This is a genomic window from Methanosarcina baikalica (genome assembly GCF_031461075.1).
Lineage (GTDB): Archaea > Halobacteriota > Methanosarcinia > Methanosarcinales > Methanosarcinaceae > Methanosarcina > Methanosarcina baikalica.
This window is the reverse complement of sequence record NZ_JAVKPK010000020.1, coordinates 1-19,198: the sequence shown is the minus strand read 5'-3', so window position 1 is coordinate 19,198 and position 19,198 is coordinate 1. Positions and strand designations below refer to the sequence as shown.

Annotated in this window: 12 protein-coding genes; 8 read left to right on the top strand and 4 right to left on the bottom strand. The window is 35.3% G+C overall.

Going from position 1 to position 19,198, the window contains the following annotated elements; translation table 11 throughout:
• The first annotated feature begins 171 nt into the window (after positions 1-171).
• Positions 172-876 carry a polysaccharide deacetylase family protein gene (locus RG963_RS06535; RefSeq protein ID WP_310575473.1) on the top strand — a complete coding sequence of 235 codons (705 nt, stop codon included), beginning with the start codon at positions 172-174 and terminating at the stop codon, positions 874-876.
• A 188-nt stretch (positions 877-1,064) separates the two neighbouring features.
• Here the strand turns inward: RG963_RS06535 and prf1 are convergent, their stop codons facing one another.
• On the bottom strand, positions 1,065-2,312 hold the full coding sequence (prf1, locus tag RG963_RS06530; protein WP_310575472.1) for a peptide chain release factor aRF-1: 1,248 nt from the start codon (positions 2,310-2,312) through the stop codon (positions 1,065-1,067).
• 1,213 nt (positions 2,313-3,525) lie between these two features.
• On the opposite strand from prf1, the gene RG963_RS06525 reads away from it, so the two are divergent.
• From RG963_RS06525 to RG963_RS06510, 4 genes are all read left to right on the top strand, one after another.
• The gene (locus RG963_RS06525; RefSeq protein WP_310575471.1) at positions 3,526-4,263 is read left to right on the top strand and encodes an alpha/beta hydrolase; all 738 of its coding nucleotides are present in this window, start codon (positions 3,526-3,528) and stop codon (positions 4,261-4,263) included.
• A 473-nt stretch (positions 4,264-4,736) separates the two neighbouring features.
• Positions 4,737-8,972 (top strand): NACHT domain-containing protein, encoded by a 4,236-nt coding sequence (locus RG963_RS06520; protein WP_310575470.1) that lies wholly within the window; start codon positions 4,737-4,739, stop codon positions 8,970-8,972.
• An 828-nt stretch (positions 8,973-9,800) separates the two neighbouring features.
• Entirely contained in the window at positions 9,801-11,516 is a 1,716-nt protein-coding gene (locus tag RG963_RS06515) for a bifunctional metallophosphatase/5'-nucleotidase (protein ID WP_310575469.1), read from the top strand.
• Positions 11,517-12,338: 822 nt separating this feature from the next.
• A complete protein-coding gene (locus RG963_RS06510) occupies positions 12,339-13,121 on the top strand; it encodes a hypothetical protein (RefSeq protein WP_310575468.1) in 783 nt (260 codons plus the stop codon).
• Between the two features lie 164 nt (positions 13,122-13,285).
• On the opposite strand, the gene RG963_RS06505 is transcribed toward RG963_RS06510, so the two are convergent.
• Positions 13,286-13,588: a hypothetical protein gene (locus RG963_RS06505; protein WP_310575467.1), complete on the bottom strand. Its 303-nt coding sequence runs from the start codon at positions 13,586-13,588 to the stop codon at positions 13,286-13,288.
• A gap of 626 nt (positions 13,589-14,214) precedes the next feature.
• Here RG963_RS06505 and RG963_RS06500 point away from each other — a divergent pair.
• Positions 14,215-14,670 carry a DUF3795 domain-containing protein gene (locus tag RG963_RS06500; RefSeq protein WP_310575466.1) on the top strand — a complete coding sequence of 152 codons (456 nt, stop codon included), beginning with the start codon at positions 14,215-14,217 and terminating at the stop codon, positions 14,668-14,670.
• Positions 14,671-14,960: 290 nt separating this feature from the next.
• Here RG963_RS06500 and RG963_RS06495 read toward each other — a convergent pair whose 3' ends face one another.
• Positions 14,961-15,893, bottom strand: coding sequence for a putative manganese transporter (locus tag RG963_RS06495; protein WP_310575465.1), 933 nt, complete (start codon positions 15,891-15,893; stop codon positions 14,961-14,963).
• A 6-nt stretch (positions 15,894-15,899) separates the two neighbouring features.
• Positions 15,900-16,541, bottom strand: a complete 642-nt coding sequence (locus tag RG963_RS06490; RefSeq protein ID WP_310575464.1) for a hypothetical protein — start codon at positions 16,539-16,541, stop codon at positions 15,900-15,902.
• 505 nt (positions 16,542-17,046) lie between these two features.
• Here RG963_RS06490 and RG963_RS06485 point away from each other — a divergent pair.
• Together RG963_RS06485 and RG963_RS06480 are read left to right on the top strand one after the other, a co-directional pair.
• Positions 17,047-17,253: a hypothetical protein gene (locus RG963_RS06485; RefSeq protein ID WP_310575463.1), complete on the top strand. Its 207-nt coding sequence runs from the start codon at positions 17,047-17,049 to the stop codon at positions 17,251-17,253.
• Between the two features lie 62 nt (positions 17,254-17,315).
• Entirely contained in the window at positions 17,316-18,152 is an 837-nt protein-coding gene (locus RG963_RS06480; protein ID WP_310575462.1) for a hypothetical protein, read from the top strand.
• Positions 18,153-19,198: the final 1,046 nt, after the last annotated feature.

Here is a 19,198-nt window from a genome sequence, read left to right as displayed (position 1 = left end):
CTATCCGAAAAGTGTCGTTCCCTCTGTATCTAATATTAGGCAATATACACAAATAGACAATATACACAATTGGAGTAAACATTTGATGTTAATACAGTGTTTTACTAATGTTGTTATCGATTCTGGCAAAAAAGAAGAAAAATCAAGCAAAAACTTACACAGGTATTTACGATGTCAAACGAGATAATTGTAAAAGGTAATCCTAACATCCCTAATGTTGCTCTGACCTTTGATGACGGTCCGGGCAGGGTAACCCCATACATTCTTGATGTGCTTCGAAAGTATGGAGCTAAAGCTACATTTTTTTGCCTTGGCTGTTGTATTGACAAAAACATTGCTGCTCAAGATTATACAGGTAAATACATAACAGGCAGTGAAATTGTCAAACGTGCAAACGATGACGGCCATCTCATAGCCATTCATTCTTATGATCATCTAGCTCTTCCCGAACTTACTGATGAAGAAATTCTTAACAATGAATTGTCCAGAACCAAAAATATAATCACTAATTTGATCGGAAAAACCCCTGTGTATTTCCGTCCTCCCTATGGCAGCATTAACGATAGAGTAAATAACATAGCAAAAGCGCTTGACCTCAAAATCGTTTTATGGAACTGCCGCTCAGCAGATAGTTCCACAGAACCTGCTCTTATTCTTGACGGATCTCTCAAATACAAATACGGACCAGTAGATATTTACAATAATATAATGAGAGATACTGGAAACGGATCAATTATTTTATGTCACGATGGACACAGTGGAACCTATGAGGCGGATTTCGGAATTGTATCGGCTTTAGACAGAGCAATCCCGGAACTGCAGAAAAAGGGATTTAATTTTGTAACAGTAGAGGACTTATTGGCGACTGGAAATTAAGTAATCCAGGATTGAAAAAAAGATTTTTTTCTTAGATCCTTTTAAACAAATGGTTCTGTGAAGTTTCGGGGGATAAGAGTTTTTTCCAGCTACTATCGGACCCATAAAATTGGCAATCTCCGGTAGTTGACAGTACCGAATTTTGTATAATTTATGTAATTCATTAACTAATAAACTCATGAAATAAACTATACCCCTGCGCTATATCTAAGGATTGCAGCAATTCCACCAAAAGCTATCATAAGTTGAGAGCCTTCGTCAAAATCTGTTGATACGAAAACAATCCTTGCATTGCCTTTATCAGCGAGTTCTGAGAACTCACCAACGATATCAATAACATCAGTAACTTCAAGTGCAGAATCACATTCAGGACACTTTCCTGCCACAGGAAAAGCTTCACTGGTTTTCCATTTTCTTATCCGTCTATTCTCATATCCACAAACACTGCATTTGATAGTTACTCTTTCAGATCGCAGGTCTTCAGAAAGTAAAAGCACATCAACTGCCTTTATTTCAAGATTCGCCCTTACATTGTCTTCTCCATAGGATACTTTACCAGACTCAGTAGCGATTTCTTTAAAAAATATTTCCATATCTTTCTTTTGCTTAATTAAGTCAATACCCTGGAGTGTATCTTTTGCTGCATTTATTAACTCAGAAAAACCTGATTCATCCGTATACCCTGTATCAAACAATCCAAGAACTTTTTTCTGAAGCTCATAATGTAGGAATTCCCCTTCATTGAACTCTTCTTTAGCTGGAGAATGCCCTCCTATAAGAATGCCTTTAAGTTCAGCTGACTCTACTTCAAGGAATGCCTCACTTGCAGCATCCCCAATTCTTTTGTAGAAATCATGAATAGCAATGTGTCTAAGTTGTTCAAAACGATGTGCACTCTGACCACCCTTTCTTTGTTTGCCAGGGACAGTAGAATGGAGATGTCTAATAACTTCAATTTGCTTACCTACAAGCATTCCTATAGTAGCTTCTCTTAAATCAAGAAGTATAAGCCCGTAAGTACTGCACTCTCTAAGCATTTCCTCAAGTGGATCAAGATAAAAAATGGAATCACAGCGATACATGTAATGTACAACAGGTTCCGGAGGAATGAGAACTTCGTTCACAATGCTTGTCCTGTTAGCTCCAGTATCGATAGCTCCTGTAAAATAAACTATCCCTTTTTCCGGTATTTTGTTAAGATATCTTAACTTTGCCAACAAAGAATCAAGTGCTCCCTGTACGCTATTTCTGGTAAGTTTAGACTCAATGTTCGAAGCCTGCTCATGTTCTTCCCTCAAATGATTAATAATATCTGGAATCAGTTTATCAGAAGAAATATAAAGGGAAATTAATTCTGTACTCCTTCCACTTTTACTTCTTAGAGTTTCAAGCTTCTTTTTAAACACATATTTTTCATATGTACAGTATTCAGCCATTCCAGCTTCCTCCTTCTCTCATATAAAATAGTTGAGGTTCCTAAAAAAATGATATGAAACTACAATATTCATTTATGCTTTATATTTTAAAAAACATTTTTTTGAATTTCCATTCAAAACTTCCCTCCACGCCCGCATGCTCACGAAGTGAGTAGATATCGGGCGGTCACTGGTAAAAAAGAAGAAAAAGTAGAATCGGCAGATGCCATAAAAATCGTTATATTATTAGAAATGAGAAGTTTTGAAAGATAGACCTATTTGCCGAAGATAAAGGCAACAATTTGATTTTACACAGGTTTTAGTAAAAGCTCTATATTTTTCCGATTTTTAGGCAAAAGTGTTCTCAAATTAGTAGCCAAAATAGCTAAAATGGTAGGTTTTATCACAACCTGTGCATCACACAAGATAGCATTCTGGCACATATTCTTATATCATATAAAGTCTAAATTAGATTACAGAGTTAAAGAGTGATTGTAAACGAAATGTACTTACTTAATATACACACATAGACCAAAAAGTGAAATTAAATACAAATGTGCGATCATAAAAGATAATTACATACCAACACATGAAGAACTATCCAAGTACTGTAATGTGGAAGGAGAAAGTGCATTTCTTACATGCCCAAGATTCCTAAAAAGATTAAGATATAAAAAGATGTAAAAATCGTATTTTCCTTCGAGCTAGGGAACTTAAATATTTCAGCATAATTAGCAATGTACCCACATTCCGCAGTATTTTTTTGAAAATCAATATTTTTCCTGATAGCGTTTTTGGAACAGATACAAATAATTTGGATTTTTAATGGCATTTGGTGAAAATTGAATGATATCGTTTTTGGTCTCTAAATACACCACATAGTTGCTTTTACCTACTGCATAAAAGTCCAATAAATCCACGTTTGATTGAAAATCGATAGCGGTAAAAATATGAATTTACGAAAATTTACTGCGGAAAGTGGGTTATACGTATCCTCACATTAAAGCCTCAATTCTTGTGATGGAAAAAACGGTTTTTCTATAGGGAAAAGGACAGAAAGAAGGTAAAATACTCTACAGACTATTAGAATTAATTGAGAATTGAGTATTTTTGCCCAATGCCGCGAAAAGGTAAAATAGGAACTTATTTGTTGTGTTAAAGAAAAAGATAGGCTGAGTTATTTGGAATTTACAGGGTTTTCCGCACACTGTCTAATAAAATATGTGTTTTATTCATGGAACTAAGTGAGAAAATGGAAAAAAGACATTTTTATATCTTAAATAATAAAATTCGTATTCCTGCCATCCTTTGGGGAAAGCAGAGTGAAAAGCTGTTAATTGAAGTTCACGGTAACTTTTCTAATAAAGAGGACACTGTAATTTCCATGATGGCACAAAAAGCCGTTACAAAAGGTTACCAAGCATTAAGCTTTGACCTGCCTATGCACGGTGAACGTTTAGATGAGGAATATGCGTGTATTCCCGAAAATTGCGTAAGTGATTTGGTCGCTGTTTATGAATTTGCAAAGTCTCTTGCTCCTAGCATTCATTTGTTTGCATGTAGCATGGGAGCCTATTTCAGTTTGCTTGCTTATCATGGCTTTGACATAAAGCAAAGTTTATTTCTCTCGCCCGTTGTCAATATGAAACGTATCATATGCAATATGATGGAAGGCTTCCAAGTAAGTGAAGAAAGACTAAAAGCTGAGCTTGAAATCCGGTTGCCGATTGGTCAAACATTGGAATGGAACTATTATTGCTATGTGAAAGAAAACCCTATTTGCTTTAAATGGAACGTGCCTACTGCCATTTTGTATGGTTCGGACGATAATTTGTCTGAAGGGAACGAGATTTCAGCATTTGCAACAAGGTATCAAGCAGCAGTTAAAGTTCTCGAGCATGGGGAGCATTACTTCCATACGGAAGAGCAATTGCAGGTGTTTGACATATGGGCAGATGAGAATCTGCTGTAAATACAGGCCAATTAGAATTTTACAGAAATTTCGGTATGCTTTCAGTTGAATCATCTTGGGGATGAGCCCCTACCCCACCAATATTCGTGTAATTACACGAATAATTTCCATAACCAAAAAAGAGTTTCAGGCGTAGGGGTCCTGCAGCGCCTTGTTGACTCTGACGAAGTTGTCAAATTTCTTTTTAAAATTCATCTAAAAACTTCCTTCCACGTCCGCATGCTACGAAGTGAGCAGATATCGGGCGGTTACTGACAAAAAAGAAGCAAAAGCAGAGAAGTTGAAGATTTTGTAGGTTTATTATGTGCTGTTCCTATTTTGGCATCTGATAGAAAAGCGACACATATTAAGTAATTGATGGACATAATCAAAAGAGAATGAAAAAATGAATACTTTTTTAGATTTGAAATGCTTTTTCATTGATATTTAAATTAGGTGAGTATTGAAAATCAAATTATTATTGTGATTTTACCATGCTAGAAATCGATTTTAAAGATATTTGTCCTCGAATGGGAAGCAAAGAAGACTCATTTGAAGAGTTATGTTGCGAGATATTTTACAGGAAAATTAAAGCTGTTAGGTCTGACTTAATTGTATATAATCGTAATAGAGGTGCTGGGGGTGATGGGGGAGTTGAAGCATATTGGGAATTAACTGATGAGAAAGAAATAGGTATACAGTGTAAGTATGTTTTTACATATACAGCATTGATTAAACAACTTGAGAAGTCGCTAGCATCTGCTACTACAATACACCCTAATTTAACCTGTTATGTTGTATGTATTCCATTTAATTTAACTACTAACACAAATAATGGGATAGGAGAATCAGAAAAATTTAAAAGTTGGTTGGAAAAAAAGAAAGTAAAATTGAACTTTAACTTCGAAGTATATTTATGGAGTGGAAGTTATCTTATAGATTATATAATAGAGCTGGATAAAAACAATGGATTAAAAAATTACTGGTTTAATAGAGAAATATTTCCAAAAGAGTGGTTTGAACAAAGAATTAATGAGGCAAAAGCACAAGCTGGAGAACGATACACTCCAAAGTTGTCAATAAGTGTCCCTTCTTTTGAGGAACTAGAGATATTCTCAAATTCTTATGTAAGGGATGAAAAAAATAAGCAAATTAATTCAAAAATAAATGAAAAAGTAGAGGATTGGAACCGCTCATATAATCTAAAGGAAACTATAAAAGAAAAAATATCAACATCACACGATGAAATAAAAAATAATCTAGATGAAGTTATTGAAACACTAAATAAGATTTATACAGAAACTTGGAATCAGAAAGAAAATATAGATCTATCTAAAAAATTACGAAATATACTAGACACATTCCACAATTATGAATCTTTAGTCTTTGAAGAATTTAAGGAAAAAGGCTGGGTAGACGCTCCTAGTTACCGTCAATATATGATGGAATATACGGCCACTTTTCCTGCTGCACATTTAGATTCAACCCGTGATATAATTATCTGCCTTGAACAATTTTTGTCACTTTTGACATCAAATAAAACAAAATTGTCATTTTCGAAAATAGTTCTTTTAAAAGGTCCTGCAGGAATTGGAAAGACGCATCTAATTATTGATCACGCTTTAAGCCGAAAAGATCGCGGGGCAATTAGTCTAGTTTTTTATGGGGAAGACTTCGATCATGATGAACCATGGACTACGATAAGTAGAAAATTAGGATTATCTGGCAACCTATCCAGAGATGAGTTCTTTGAATGTCTATCTATAGCTTCCGAAGAAACGCAAGAGCCAGTACTAATTTATATAGATGCGCTAAATGAGTCTAAAAATCACAAAAAATGGAAAACATGGTTCCCACTAATATGTGAGCAAATAAGACCATATCCAAAGATACTTCTTTGTGTTTCCTGTCGTGACACTTATATAAACGAGATCTTTAGCGATATAAATTCAATTTCACAGATTGATCATAATGGTTTCTCAGGATGCGAATTTGAAGCTATTACTGAGTTTTTTAATTACTACAAAATTGAACATCCTACGTCACCTTTATTGCAGAAGGAGTTTACAAATCCTCTATTTTTACACTTGGTTTGTAGTACTCTAAAAGACAAAGAACCATCTTCACTACCATTGGGTCAACAGGGATTTTTAACTGTAATGAACTCTTTTCTGAGAAAGAAAAATGAAGTAATTTCATCTGCAATTAACTGTGACCCTCGTGACAACGTTATAAATAAAGCATTGTTTGCTTTAGCAAAATCAATTGGTCAAAGCTCTTCAAATTATATCAAATTAGATGCAGCAAAGAGAGTTGTAAGTAATATATTGCCAGTCTCTGGTTATACTGACTCATTATTTATTCATTTGGAAAAAGAGAATTTAGTATCTGTAATACCATCAATGGTTGATGAAGATGGTTTACTTCAACATAATGTTAGATTCACATTTGAAAGAATTCAGGATTTTTTTATCGTAAGAGAAGCGATAAAAGACTTAGATCAATCATTAGTTAGAGATCTATTTAAAGAAGGAAATCCACTATATTTTGTACTTAATAGTGATTGCACGGAAAATATTAGATTGGGACTGCTAGAGGCTTGTTCAATCATTATTCCTGAGAAATATAATGTAGAACTAACAGAAATCATCGATATAAAAAATTCAAGTTTTAAAGATGATATTTACAATTCAATATTTAGAAGCTTTGAGTGGAGAAGTTCCAAAACATTTTTTGATGAGACGAGATCTCTTGTTTTAAACCAACTACATCAAAACTTAGATAATACCGTTTTAATTGACTCATTGTTAGCTATATCTACCAGAAACGATTGCTTATTAAATGGAGAATTCCTACACAAACTTCTGGAAAAGATTAATTTAACTACAAGGGATCCATTCTGGAATTATTATATTCACGAAAACTATGAACTGAAACGGAATGTTTATCGTCTTATATACTGGGCTAAAAACGCTAATATAGGACATATTAATCTTGAGTCTTTAACACTATGGGCAATAGTTCTCTCCTGGTTTTGTGCATCTTCTGATAGAAGAATTAGAGATCAGTCTACTTTAGGATTGACTCGACTTTTTATAACTAATCCACAAACAATTACTCCATTAATAAGCAAATTCAATTCAGTTGATGATGAATATATCTTCGAAAGAGTTACACTAGCAGCATATGGAGCGATCTTAAAATCAGGACCTTGTAATTCTCTGAAAGAGACTGCAGAAACAGTTTATTATTTATTTTTACATAAGAAGATCCCATGCAATGCACTTATTAGAGATAACTTAAGATTATTGCTTGAATTTGCAAATGAAACGAAAAACCTACCTGAAAATACAGATATGAGTGTGTTTAGACCACCATATGAAAGTTTTTGGCCTTTAGAGATCCCTAAACAAGAAATAATTGATGAACTAATGTCTTGTGAAGAGTTTGCCAAGATTCCAGAAATGTATTTGGGAAGCTATAGGATTGGGACAGATTTTGCTCGTTACATTGTAGAAAATATATTTTATAAATTCGATTTAAAATCGGCTAATATTACTAAGAATGATATTCATAATTGGTTCTTATACTCCGTTAAAGAGATGAGCTATCCAGGCTATAATTCGATGTGTTATAAATATGATATGCATCTAATATCCAAATATGGTGGAGGTCGAGGTAAACCAACGTGGGCAGAGAGATTAGGGAAAAAGTATTATTGGATTTTATACTACAGATTAATTGGTATTCTTTCCGATAACTTAGATTACATAGCCGATGAATTTAGTGATCATGTAATAAGCAAAGAATCCTCCAGATTACAAGGTCTTAACATAAGGCATCACACAATGGATCCAACTGATTTAAGATATACTATTTTTAAAAAAGTAGGTTCGCATGATTGGTGGAATCCTATTGATTATAGTTTTTCAACCTTAAGAGACATTTCTCCCGAAGAGTGGATAGAAACTCTTGACCTACCAAGTGTTTATGAAGCAATAAAAGCATTTGATAGCAAAAATGGACAGTGGATTAATCTATCACTTTCTAAAATAAATAAAGAAGAGGGCCAAACTCAATCTGAAAAACTCACCGGTTTCAATAGAGAGGTTACTACTGTCGTAAGATCGATATTAGTTCCTAAAAAAGAAACAAAACATTATAAGAAAGGAATTAAGGAAATGAAGGATCAATTTAAAATTTACACTTCATCTTTCAATCAACATAGTTACTCTATTTGTTTAGAAGAGTATCCTTATAGTGAAGCTGTCCGACAAGATTCATTATATGGAGGTCTGTTTTTAGAACTTACTGGGATTTTACCTAATACGACATCTGCATATTCAAATGAGATAAGTATGCTGAGAGAAAAAAGCTTTGATTATGACTTTTCAAATGACGAACGTTCTGAGACTATAGAATTTCCTTTGCCAACATTCATAAGTGAACTAAACCTCAAATGGAATGGAAATAGCAGTTGGGTGGATAGTTCAAATGAGGAGATAATAATTAACGTAAAAAATAAGAAGTGTAGAGGCTTGATAATAAGGGAAGATAAATTAGTACCTTTATTAAACAAGATAGAAATGAATATTATTTTCGTAGTCCTTCAAGAGAAACTAATACGTTCTACGAATGAGACACATTTCAAGCTTGTTCAAAAGGTTTCACATTATTTATATTCTAATGGAAAGCTTAGTAAGATTTATGAAAAAGAAATTGATCGATAATCAATTTTTCTACAATTAAGGAATGATTCTAATATAATATCAAGAATTATTGTTACCAAGAATGATTAGTTGGGGAAATGGAACTATAGAGCAATTCCCTAACTGAAAATTGAAGTTATATTTTAATCATTCCTAAGCTGTTAACTTGACTCTTTTGCTCGACGCTATCACAATTCATCACTTTGATTTTTTTTCTCAAATACTGCTAACAATATGCTATCTATAGTCACTATTTATGGCAGCAGATTCCTCTTTTTCACCAGTGACCGCCCGATATCTGTTGCTTCGCAGCATTTGGGGGTGGATAGAAGTTTTCAGATGATTTGAATCAAAGTATTTTCTGGAAGCTGTCTGAATTTTGGCACTATGTAGTTTAGGAAGGATGGACAATATATAAGTTCGACCGTAGCTGGAAAGAATTCTTATTCCCCATAGATTACACAGTACCGCACTGGGCAGAATTTATCAACACTGGGAACTTTCAGAAATAATTATATATGATAGTTTGGAAATACACGTTGGAATAATATTTACACAATATTTCTGCCGATGGAAAGTAGATCGAAAAAAACAGCTTAAATTTGGATAAAATAAGAGCTAATCCAAAAACTCAAAAATGCATCTTTGAATTCTAAATTCTGAATAATTAATTGAGTTTCCGATCATGAAAGGAAAAAAATTGAAAAATTAATTATTTTGAGCTCTGAAAGTTAAATTCCATTCTCACTAGAGATTATTGGAGAATTTCTTAAACCTGTACTTGGCGATTTCTTAAAGGATGGTTTCGAGCTTTCAGATGCTCTTATCGAGCGCTTAAAGAGGGATATATTGTCAAAAAGTCGCAATTCTGCAATAAATAAAGCCAACAGGTACTTCGCCCTTCTATTCCTGGTGATGCTTGTTTCTACTGTTTCAATGGGCAACCTGGGGACCTTAAAACCTGAAAAGGGTACGATAGAAGTCCAGATCCTGGCCATTAACGATCTCCATGGCCAACTTGAGCCTCCCACAAACAAGATGGTTATGGGCTATAATGAGACGGGTGCTCCCATAAGTGTCGATGCCGGCGGTGCGGAGTACCTTGCCACCTACATAAAGAAACTCAGATCTGAGAACCCTAATACATTCGTGGTCTCGGCCGGAGACAATATAGGGGCTAGTCCGATTATTTCATCCCGCTTCCACGATGAGCCAACAATAAAGGCCCTCAACATGATAGGGTTCAACTATTCGGCTGTGGGCAATCACGAGCTGGATAATGGGTTAAACGAGCTCATGCGCATTCAAAATGGTGGCTGCCACCAAGTAGACGGCTGCTATAACAACTCTACCTTCGAAGGAGCACAGTTCCAGTATCTGGCTGCGAATATCGTCAATGAAACCACTAATGCAACAATATTCCCTGCTTACAAAATTGCCTGCGTAAATGGGGTACCCATAGGATTCATCGGAGTGGCCCTAAAAGATACGCCTTCTATATTGACTCCTTCCAAAGTGAAGGGACTCAAGTTTCTGGATGAAGCTGAAACCATTAACAAATATGCCAAAAAACTGAAGCATATGGGCGTAAAAACCATAGTGGTGATCATACACGACAGTGGCTACCAGGAAGGACTATATAACGAGAGCCTGAATATGAGTGGCCCAATTCTAGATATTGTTAATGCCACCGATCCCGAAGTAGACGCATTCATTACCGGTCACACCCATCAGACCTACAATGCTGTTATTAACGGACGCATAGTGACCCAAGCTGGTTCAGCAGGTACTGTGCTCACAGATATCGATCTGGAAATAAGCAACAAAACTCATGATGTGGTCAAAGAAAAGTCAAGAAATATTATAGTATCCAGAGATGTTCCTAAAGATCCCGAAGTATCCGAGCTGATCACGGAATACAAAGATCTGGTTGCAGCCCTTGCCAACCAGGTGATAGGTAACATTACGAGCGATATTACAGTGGTCATGAGTAATTCAGGCGAATCTGCTCTGGGCGATGCCATAGCTGATGCTCAGCTCTATGCTACTTCCGATCCAGAAGATGGCAGTGCTGTGGTAGCTTTCGCGAATCCGGGAGGCATTCGTGCTGATCTGATATATAATCAACAGAGTGCAGGTGAACTGCCCGGTCAGGTCACATATGGCGAGGTCTTCAGCGTCCAGCCCTCTGAAATCAGCATGGTCACAATGACCTTAAACGGCACTCAGATAGACACACTGCTTGAGCAACAGTTAGACAACCCAACTCCGCGCATACTGCAGGTCTCAAAAGGCTTTAGCTATGTCTGGAACGAAAGTGCTCCCCCGGGAAATATGATCGACATCTCCAGCATAAAGATTAATGACACTTCTATCAGTCCGAGCGGCCTTTACCGCGTAACAGTTAACAACCGCATGGCCGAAGGAAGCTATAATCTCTTTGTTCTAAAGGAAGGAGTCAATAGGACAGAAGGTTCTCTGGTTAGAGATGCCCTCGTCAATTATCTTGCAGCTTTCTCTCCAGTGGCTCCAGGACCTATGAATCGCATTGCTGTGGTAAAATAAGAGAACAATGGGCTATCTACTTTTTCGATAGGGAGAATCACCGCGGGTACTGTGTAGTTTTCGGGGCTGACCTTCCGATGGCTTCAGAGTTTACTGAAAATCTATCGCAGCCCCCCTCAGACTACATAGAACCCTTGTTTCTATGTTTCTAAAAGTATTCAGATATCTGCTTCTTGGCTATCTGTCAAAAGTCCTAGAACCATATTGTTATATGCAAGAGGAGTACATTTGTATATTTTTTGCTTCTCTAGATATAGGCAAAGATTGTGAAAATAATCATAATTTGCCCAAGAACTCATATGTGCTACCTTGATTTATAACGTAAAGCATAACACTTTCTTACGTTATTTACCTCACTTGAATTCAGTTAGTTTTCTTATTTCTTCGCAGCACAACATCCAAACAGTTTAAATATATTGGATCTAATAAAATATTAACTTTAGGATGTACGCGTTTAAGGCAGAAAATAAAGTAGTTTTGAATTTTGGGCAGGACTAGTGTTTTTCGGAGTTTATACTATAAATTTATTGATTTCTCTGTTCAATCCTAAGTATACTCAGCAAAAAATAATAAACTGTTCTCAAATTCGAGGTAATTTAATGAAAATTAAGAAAACAAACTTTTTGCTGACATTTCGGGTTTTAAGAAGGGCACATCCTGCTAAAAAATATGGAATCAGAGGTTTCTAAGATGAATAAACCCCTCAAAATGTTAAAATATTTTTTATTGACATCTGCAGGTTTGGTTGTGCTTTTCTATGTGGGCTTATTTGTGCTTTTTATGTTAATTGGTATTAATGATCAGGCCTCTTATTATGGAGATATGGTTAACATCGGACCTATTAATTACAATTCCGTTGTCACAAAAGCAGAGAAAGCAGGATATGAACTCAGCGGACCTTATACCAGGCTGGATAAAGCAAATTTAATAGAACCTGGAAATGTCGAATCTCTTGAGAATAGGTTCAAAACAGACTACAGAGTATCAAGAGTTGCTCTCTACTACAACTTAAACACGTATCTCGAATTTAAAAAGGATGAGAATAATCAAACGCTTGTAACACTCTTTAATTATTCTCATCATAATGATGCAGGTGATATTACGTCTCAGATGCCTTCCATGTTTCCGGATGACTCCTGGATGCTTAAAATGCTAGGAATGAGTTTAGAGCTTAATGAAACTGAATCTGGAGAATTTCTTAAACAGCTAAAGAATGAGTCCCCAGATCAGAAGGGAGTTGCGAGTCTAACTACAAAAGAAAATGTGGATTTTCCAGCAGTCTATGCTTATCTTAACCAAAGCAAAACAACAACTTTCATAGGATCTGAGGACAAATTTTACAGAAACGACCAAAAACTTGGGTGCGTAGGGTTTGTTATCCCCGAAACTACCATCACTCGAATAAATAACTCCAATAAATATAATATCTATGTGAGCAGTTCGGGATTTGTACGCGCAGATATTGCGATGCCCATAGGCAGCGCCGGAAAAGAAATCCCTGAAGAGGAGTACATAACAGTATTCAGGGAAATGTTCGAAAACCTTGGCCTACCTGCCGAGAAAGTTGATGAAATCAAATTAAATTACAGTCCAAGTATCTGGTGAGACCCTTCACACTCTCCATCTCCATTTATTGAGGTCGCAGGCAAGATAGCTGCAAAGAGGAATTTTCGATCTCAAAAAAATCCTGACAATTTTTGTGAAGAAAGGAAAATAAAAAATATAAATATGTTTAACAAAAACATTGTATTTGGGGTACCCCACTTGACTCAGATAGATTTCCTCATCTCAGCTAAGATACCATGCGCTTCTGCATATTTCTCTTGAATTTGCTGTTGGAGCTTGTTTATTTCTTCGAAGACTTTCTTGTATTCAGCGAGGTCAACCCGTTCGTTGCATTCATTACACAAATTTAGCGTATTATCATCATCTATAAGCTCCATATTAGAGCAATTATTACAGACATCTCTCCCACAAAGTTCGCATTTGCGGATATCTACAGTGTCTCCTTCTTGTCTATTGCACAAGTCGCATACTAGAAACTCCATCATCACCGGGATTTTTTTTATCATACTACTACCTCATACATTGAATTTTAATCTTGTAGGACTTACACATTTAAAGTACAAAATCAAGCACATTAAGCGTTGTAACTGGTTTAGTTTTTTATAGAAGTTGAGGTTTAATGCTATTGATTTCTCAGTTCAACTGCGTAAGTCCTATATTGGATATGTTACATTAACATTTAGGGGACGAATAAAAGCTATCTATTCGAAACAATGGATAACCATTTTTATTAAGGTCAATATATAATACCGAAAACGTTATTTTGAGGTAACTACTCAGCCTGGAAAAAACAACTTCAATAGCCATATTTCATAAGATTAAAGAGGTAAATTTCTCTGAATTAGTTTCCGTTAGTTGTTGGCTATTGATTGCGTTTTTTATTTTTTCATTGGTTAGTAATCACACTTATCTGTGATATCAAAATCAATATCATCAACTGATTTTTGGTAGGCTGAATAGTTACCAAAATTGTTTTTATTGCAATAATTACAGACGTGACTATATGTTTATCGACGAATCTTGTAACAAAGAATTTGAATGCAAAAATATGATCAATCATTAAAATAATAACCTATTCTTTCCTCTTTTATGTCAAATGTACGAATTCTAAAATTAAATTTAAGGTGAAAAGATGAATGAAAAATATACGGCTTTTTGTGGGCTATGCTGTATTGATTGTATTCCTTCTAATCACGAATTATTTAACATTGTTCAGAATCTTGAAGAGCTGCTTTCAGACCTTCAGTTTGATGAATATTCCAAACTCAAGGCCAAGAATAATCCTGTCTTTGAAGAGCACCCGACGTTTATTAAGGTGCTGAAAGAGATTGAATCATTGAAATGTTCTGTGCCTTGTAGAGAGGGAGGCGGAAAGCCTGAGTGTGAGGTTCGGAATTGTGTACAGGGGAAAAGCCATCTTGGATGCTGGGAATGCATAGATAGGCATACCTGCACCAAACTCAATTCTTTGAGGCTTATCCATCTTAATCTGGACTATCACCTGGATTTGATAGGTAAATACGGACCTAATAACTGGTTTTCAAAACGTAAAGTTCATTATAGATGGCAAACTGACAATTCCAAATAAGCTATGTATTCCCTCAAAAAAAATATTAAAGATACCTGAAACAGTATCTCTGTCAGTTGGTGGCATATCAGAATAAGCATGCAAATATATGTATGATGAACAAAAGTCAAAATATCCGAGGAAAATATATCAATATTACAGAACCATTCCAAATAATTGACTAGGAGCTGATCCCAAAACTCAAAATTGCTTCTCTGAATCCCGCATTCTGAATAATCAATCGAGTTTCTGATCATGGAAAATATTTCTGAAACTTTAAAGATTTGAGAAGAGAATTGGTTGGGATAAACTCAATAAATAATATATTGAATTACATATCCCGCTGAGACACTTATCCCAAATAGTAGAAGCAATATACTCAATACATCTTTCTTGTCTTTTTCTTCTTTAAACAAGACTAATAATCCTAAACCCCCACTGGCGCAGAGTCCAGCAATCACTGAGCCATAAGTAATAGCACCTTTGAGATACAACATCGTTATCGCGACAGAGGCAGCACAATTTGGAATAAGTCCGAATAACGCCACTAAAAACGGTTGGAAAACACTACTCCCTAAGAACAGGTTTTCGAAAGCTTCTTCACCCATTTGAGCAATAGCAAAATTAATTGCAAACGAAACACTAAGAATAAAAACAAAAACCTTGGCTGTATGGATTATTGGGTGAAGGATGATCTCTTTAGGATTAAATTCTACTGAGGAAGGGCTTGCGCTGTGCCCGCAGCAAGCTTTTTCTTCAAGTATTATTTCATGATTATGCTGTTTATTATCGGAACCTTCTGCATATGCCTTGATATGGGCTAAGGTCTCTTTGTTCGATTTTCTAAAAGCGAAATCAACAGCATATCCACCGATTATAGCGATAATAATTTTTGTTATTACCAGAGGCACAATAATTTCAGCCTTGTCTGGTTGAGAAAGAATTACCGGAATTGCCTCGTCTGAAGTGGACAGATAGACAGCAAGCAAAGTGCCAATAGTGGTTAACCTTTGCGTGTATAGAGCCGAAGCGACAACGGATATGCCACACTGAGGGAAACTGCCTGTCACCGCTCCTACAGCAGGTCCAAATACTCCAGCCTTTTGTACGGCTTCCCTGATCTTGTTTGCATATTTGTATTCAACTAACTCAATTCCAACATAACTAATAAGAAGTAGTGGAATCATTTTTGCGCTGTCTATTAAAGCTTCTAAGAAAATATCAAACAAAGAATTTATTTCCATCAATAGTTACCTTTGGTGTTTAAGGATAAACTCTTTTGCCGCTTTTCTTGTTTTGGGACTAACGGATTTAGTTTTGTCCCTGACAAAACTCATCAATTCCTCTTTATTATCATACTTATCGTAAATGGTATCAAATGCCTCAATTATATCACTAATTAGTAATTCTTTTTGTTTTACGGGGTAATTACAACTATCTGCCAAATTTATAAAATGAACAATAATTTTGTTCATTAATTCCGGTTTGTTAAGCAAGATTTTCGATGAGTTTTTTATGCAGCATCTGGAGGTCATAAATTTGTCATCCTGAGCATGTTCCAGATACTCATCAATAACTTCGATAATCAGGTTATTTTCATCGGATTTCGACAGATTTGCAATTAGAGTGAGTCCGATATCTCTATGATATGAATTTTCATAGTTCAATAAATTTAGACAACTATTCCAATACTTATAGAATAACTCCGGCCTTGAACAACTCGCCTCTGAAACAATGTCGTAGCAATGATAATACACCATAATGTTTTTGTTGGAAATCATCTGGTCAATAATCAAGTCACGTAATTCTTCATCAAATTGAATTTGTTCAACATATTTGAATTTATCAAAGTTCTTATCGGCTATATCACGTATGATTTCTTTGGTTTCCATACCAGTACCTCGTTACTGATATTTCAGTGGAATGTGAAAATTCTCTACTGTTTTATAAAGTGTCTGGACCTCATCAAAGGCCAAATCTCCAGCATGCGATTTCTGCGATATGGTCAAGAGCAGCTAATTAATCCCCAGCAATCCGGGTAATACCAGCGTTGCTTAAACCAGACGCAAAGTAGTTAGTTTATACTGAGAATTCGTCATGATACTTAATTCTTCATATTGTATATTCTTTCAACAGGCGAACGTGAAAATTTATCGTCCACTATTACATGGTTGATGTTTTCATGATTAAGTTTCAAATTCAACGAATGATTGCTTTTTTGCGCACTGAAGCAGGTCTGCTCTAGCCTCACTAAAGTACGAGACAAATGCCACAAAATACAGTATTTTTCCGCTAAAACTACTGTATTTTGTCCTTTATTTCAACATATGTTTCTCAATTACAGCTCTATTTAATTAATAATTAAGTGGTTTTAAGAAAACAACTGTATACTAAGTGATGAAAGAAAAGTATCCAGTTTCAGGCTTTACAAAGAATAAAGAAGCTATTTATGTAACTCAAAACCGTAAAACGCCAGTCAGAATTGAATACCTGAGAAAGCAGGTAGACCTAATGAGCGACCAGCTGAACACAAAAGATGATCAGATAAACGAAGTTACAGAGCGTAAATCCTGGTGGCGTTTTTGGTTAATCATGGAATTTTAGACATCGGAAATAAATCAACAGATTTATTTACCTCACTTTTCCAATAAAACGAGTGTTATAAGTTGAAAGTAATTTTGGACGGCGGTAATTTGGATAATGGTAAAATACCAATATTTCTTAGTTATGCAAAACCATTTAATCAAAATCAAGAAATATTTATCAACAACGTAAAATCACATTTAAAAGAAAATGACTTTGACCCGTTGACTCTTGGAGAGACTTATGTTGGTATATCGGATCCAATGGTAAATATAAAAGACATGATGAACGTATGTTACGGACTGTTATCAATCGCTTTTAGACGAGCTTATATAAAAAGCGGTACTCGGAAACCCGGTACAGAACTTACAAATCAAGAAGAGACCGATATTTCTAACAAATGGATTACAAGTCCTTATTGTCATATTGAGCCCGCGATGGCTTTTCAAATAGATATGCCAATTTTAATTTTTAGACAAACAGGAGTAATTGATGACGGTATTCTTGAAAAGGGTGCAATTCCTTCACATATGCCAGTATTTGATCTTGATACTCCAAATGATGAATATTTTAACTCTTTGGAATGGACGAAATTAATGGAAGATTGGAAAGCATTGGTGCTAACATATAAAACAAAAAAGCAGTTTGCAGCAAACGATATAATTAAGCAAATTATAAGCTATTCTATATGTGAAGGAAATAAGATTTCTCCCGATCAATTATATGATATGTTCAACAGTACGATTGATCCATATAAAAGGCATTGGTCTGGCCAAAGATCGAATGATCCAGATCATTTTTGTAGGCAGCTTGGAAGTTATCTTAAGGTGGATGAAGCTGATATTCAAACAAGGTATAAAAAAACAGGTCGTTTTCTAATTAAGGATTACATAACCATTTGTTCGGAATTTTTTAAATAAGACTCATTTATTACCAAATATCAGTAAATTTTCAGAACAATTTTCCATAACTTGAAACTTGATTGATTAATGAGCAGAACCCTATGACATTTTTCAGTTTTCATTTGGTGTTCACGCTCTCTACATTTTCCGGGTATGTTGAATATGAGCTTTTATGAACTCAGTTATTCCATGGGATATAGGAATATAGAACATATGACCGATTAATCCCCCACTCTAGAGCAAAATCGTTTTGAAAAATACACAGGCACTTTTCTCTGTGCCTTTTGATGTTGGTTTTTAGCTTAAAAATAAGAATATGAAAAAAATAAAAACACGTTTATTAAAAAAGATAAACTCTATTTTTATAGTAAAGAAAAAGACTACAGAATCATCTAAATTTTACAGAAATTTCGGTGCGTTTTCAGTTAAATCATCTTGGGGATGAGAACCTATCCCATCCCCATATTCGTGTAATAACGCGAATAATTTCAAAGATAAAAAAGAGGAGTTTCAGGCGTAGGGGTTCCGCAGCGCCTTGTTGACGCCGAAGGTCCTGCGCTCCTCTACTGTCTTCTGATTCTTCCTTCTCCTTCGCGAGCTTCGTGACGGGCTCGAGGCCGGGCTTGACCTCCTCGATGGGCTTCGTCTCGAACAAGCCTGTATCGACATCCCTTGATCTGCAGGATCGGTACAGGCATGAAAGCTGCAAGGAAAAAATTTCTTATTAAAAATGATCTTGGCACTTTTATGAGAAGAAAGGAAAATAAATGAATGGTCACACATTGGGTTATACTCGCATGAGAACTTCAATCAAAATTCTTGACTTGCGGTTTTTTTCTTTTAGTGACTTCTATCATGCACAGGTTTTGCCATAAAACCTGTGAATTTTTCATTAAATCTGATTTTGCAGGATTTGTTAATATACGAACGTTTTAAGATAGAAGGTTCGTATTTTAAAGGAAAATCACTTATTTTTCGTATCCTCTTCAAATTCAAGGGAGAATTTTCCAACCTATAAAATATGCAACAATTTTTTCATACATTTGTAAAGTTAAATGCATTGA

Bases quoted from the DNA above. Each gene is read 5' to 3' on its own strand.
- RG963_RS06510 (WP_310575468.1), top strand. From the start codon at position 12,339: ATGGTTAACATCGGACCTATTAATTACAATTCCGTTGTCACAAAAGCA.
- RG963_RS06505 (WP_310575467.1), bottom strand. From the start codon at position 13,588: ATGATAAAAAAAATCCCGGTGATGATGGAGTTTCTAGTATGCGACTTG.
- RG963_RS06520 (WP_310575470.1), top strand. From the start codon at position 4,737: ATGCTAGAAATCGATTTTAAAGATATTTGTCCTCGAATGGGAAGCAAA.
- RG963_RS06500 (WP_310575466.1), top strand. From the start codon at position 14,215: ATGAATGAAAAATATACGGCTTTTTGTGGGCTATGCTGTATTGATTGT.
- RG963_RS06490 (WP_310575464.1), bottom strand. From the start codon at position 16,541: ATGGAAACCAAAGAAATCATACGTGATATAGCCGATAAGAACTTTGAT.
- RG963_RS06525 (WP_310575471.1), top strand. From the start codon at position 3,526: ATGGAACTAAGTGAGAAAATGGAAAAAAGACATTTTTATATCTTAAAT.
- RG963_RS06535 (WP_310575473.1), top strand. From the start codon at position 172: ATGTCAAACGAGATAATTGTAAAAGGTAATCCTAACATCCCTAATGTT.
- RG963_RS06495 (WP_310575465.1), bottom strand. From the start codon at position 15,893: ATGGAAATAAATTCTTTGTTTGATATTTTCTTAGAAGCTTTAATAGAC.
- RG963_RS06485 (WP_310575463.1), top strand. From the start codon at position 17,047: ATGAAAGAAAAGTATCCAGTTTCAGGCTTTACAAAGAATAAAGAAGCT.
- prf1 (WP_310575472.1), bottom strand. From the start codon at position 2,312: ATGGCTGAATACTGTACATATGAAAAATATGTGTTTAAAAAGAAGCTT.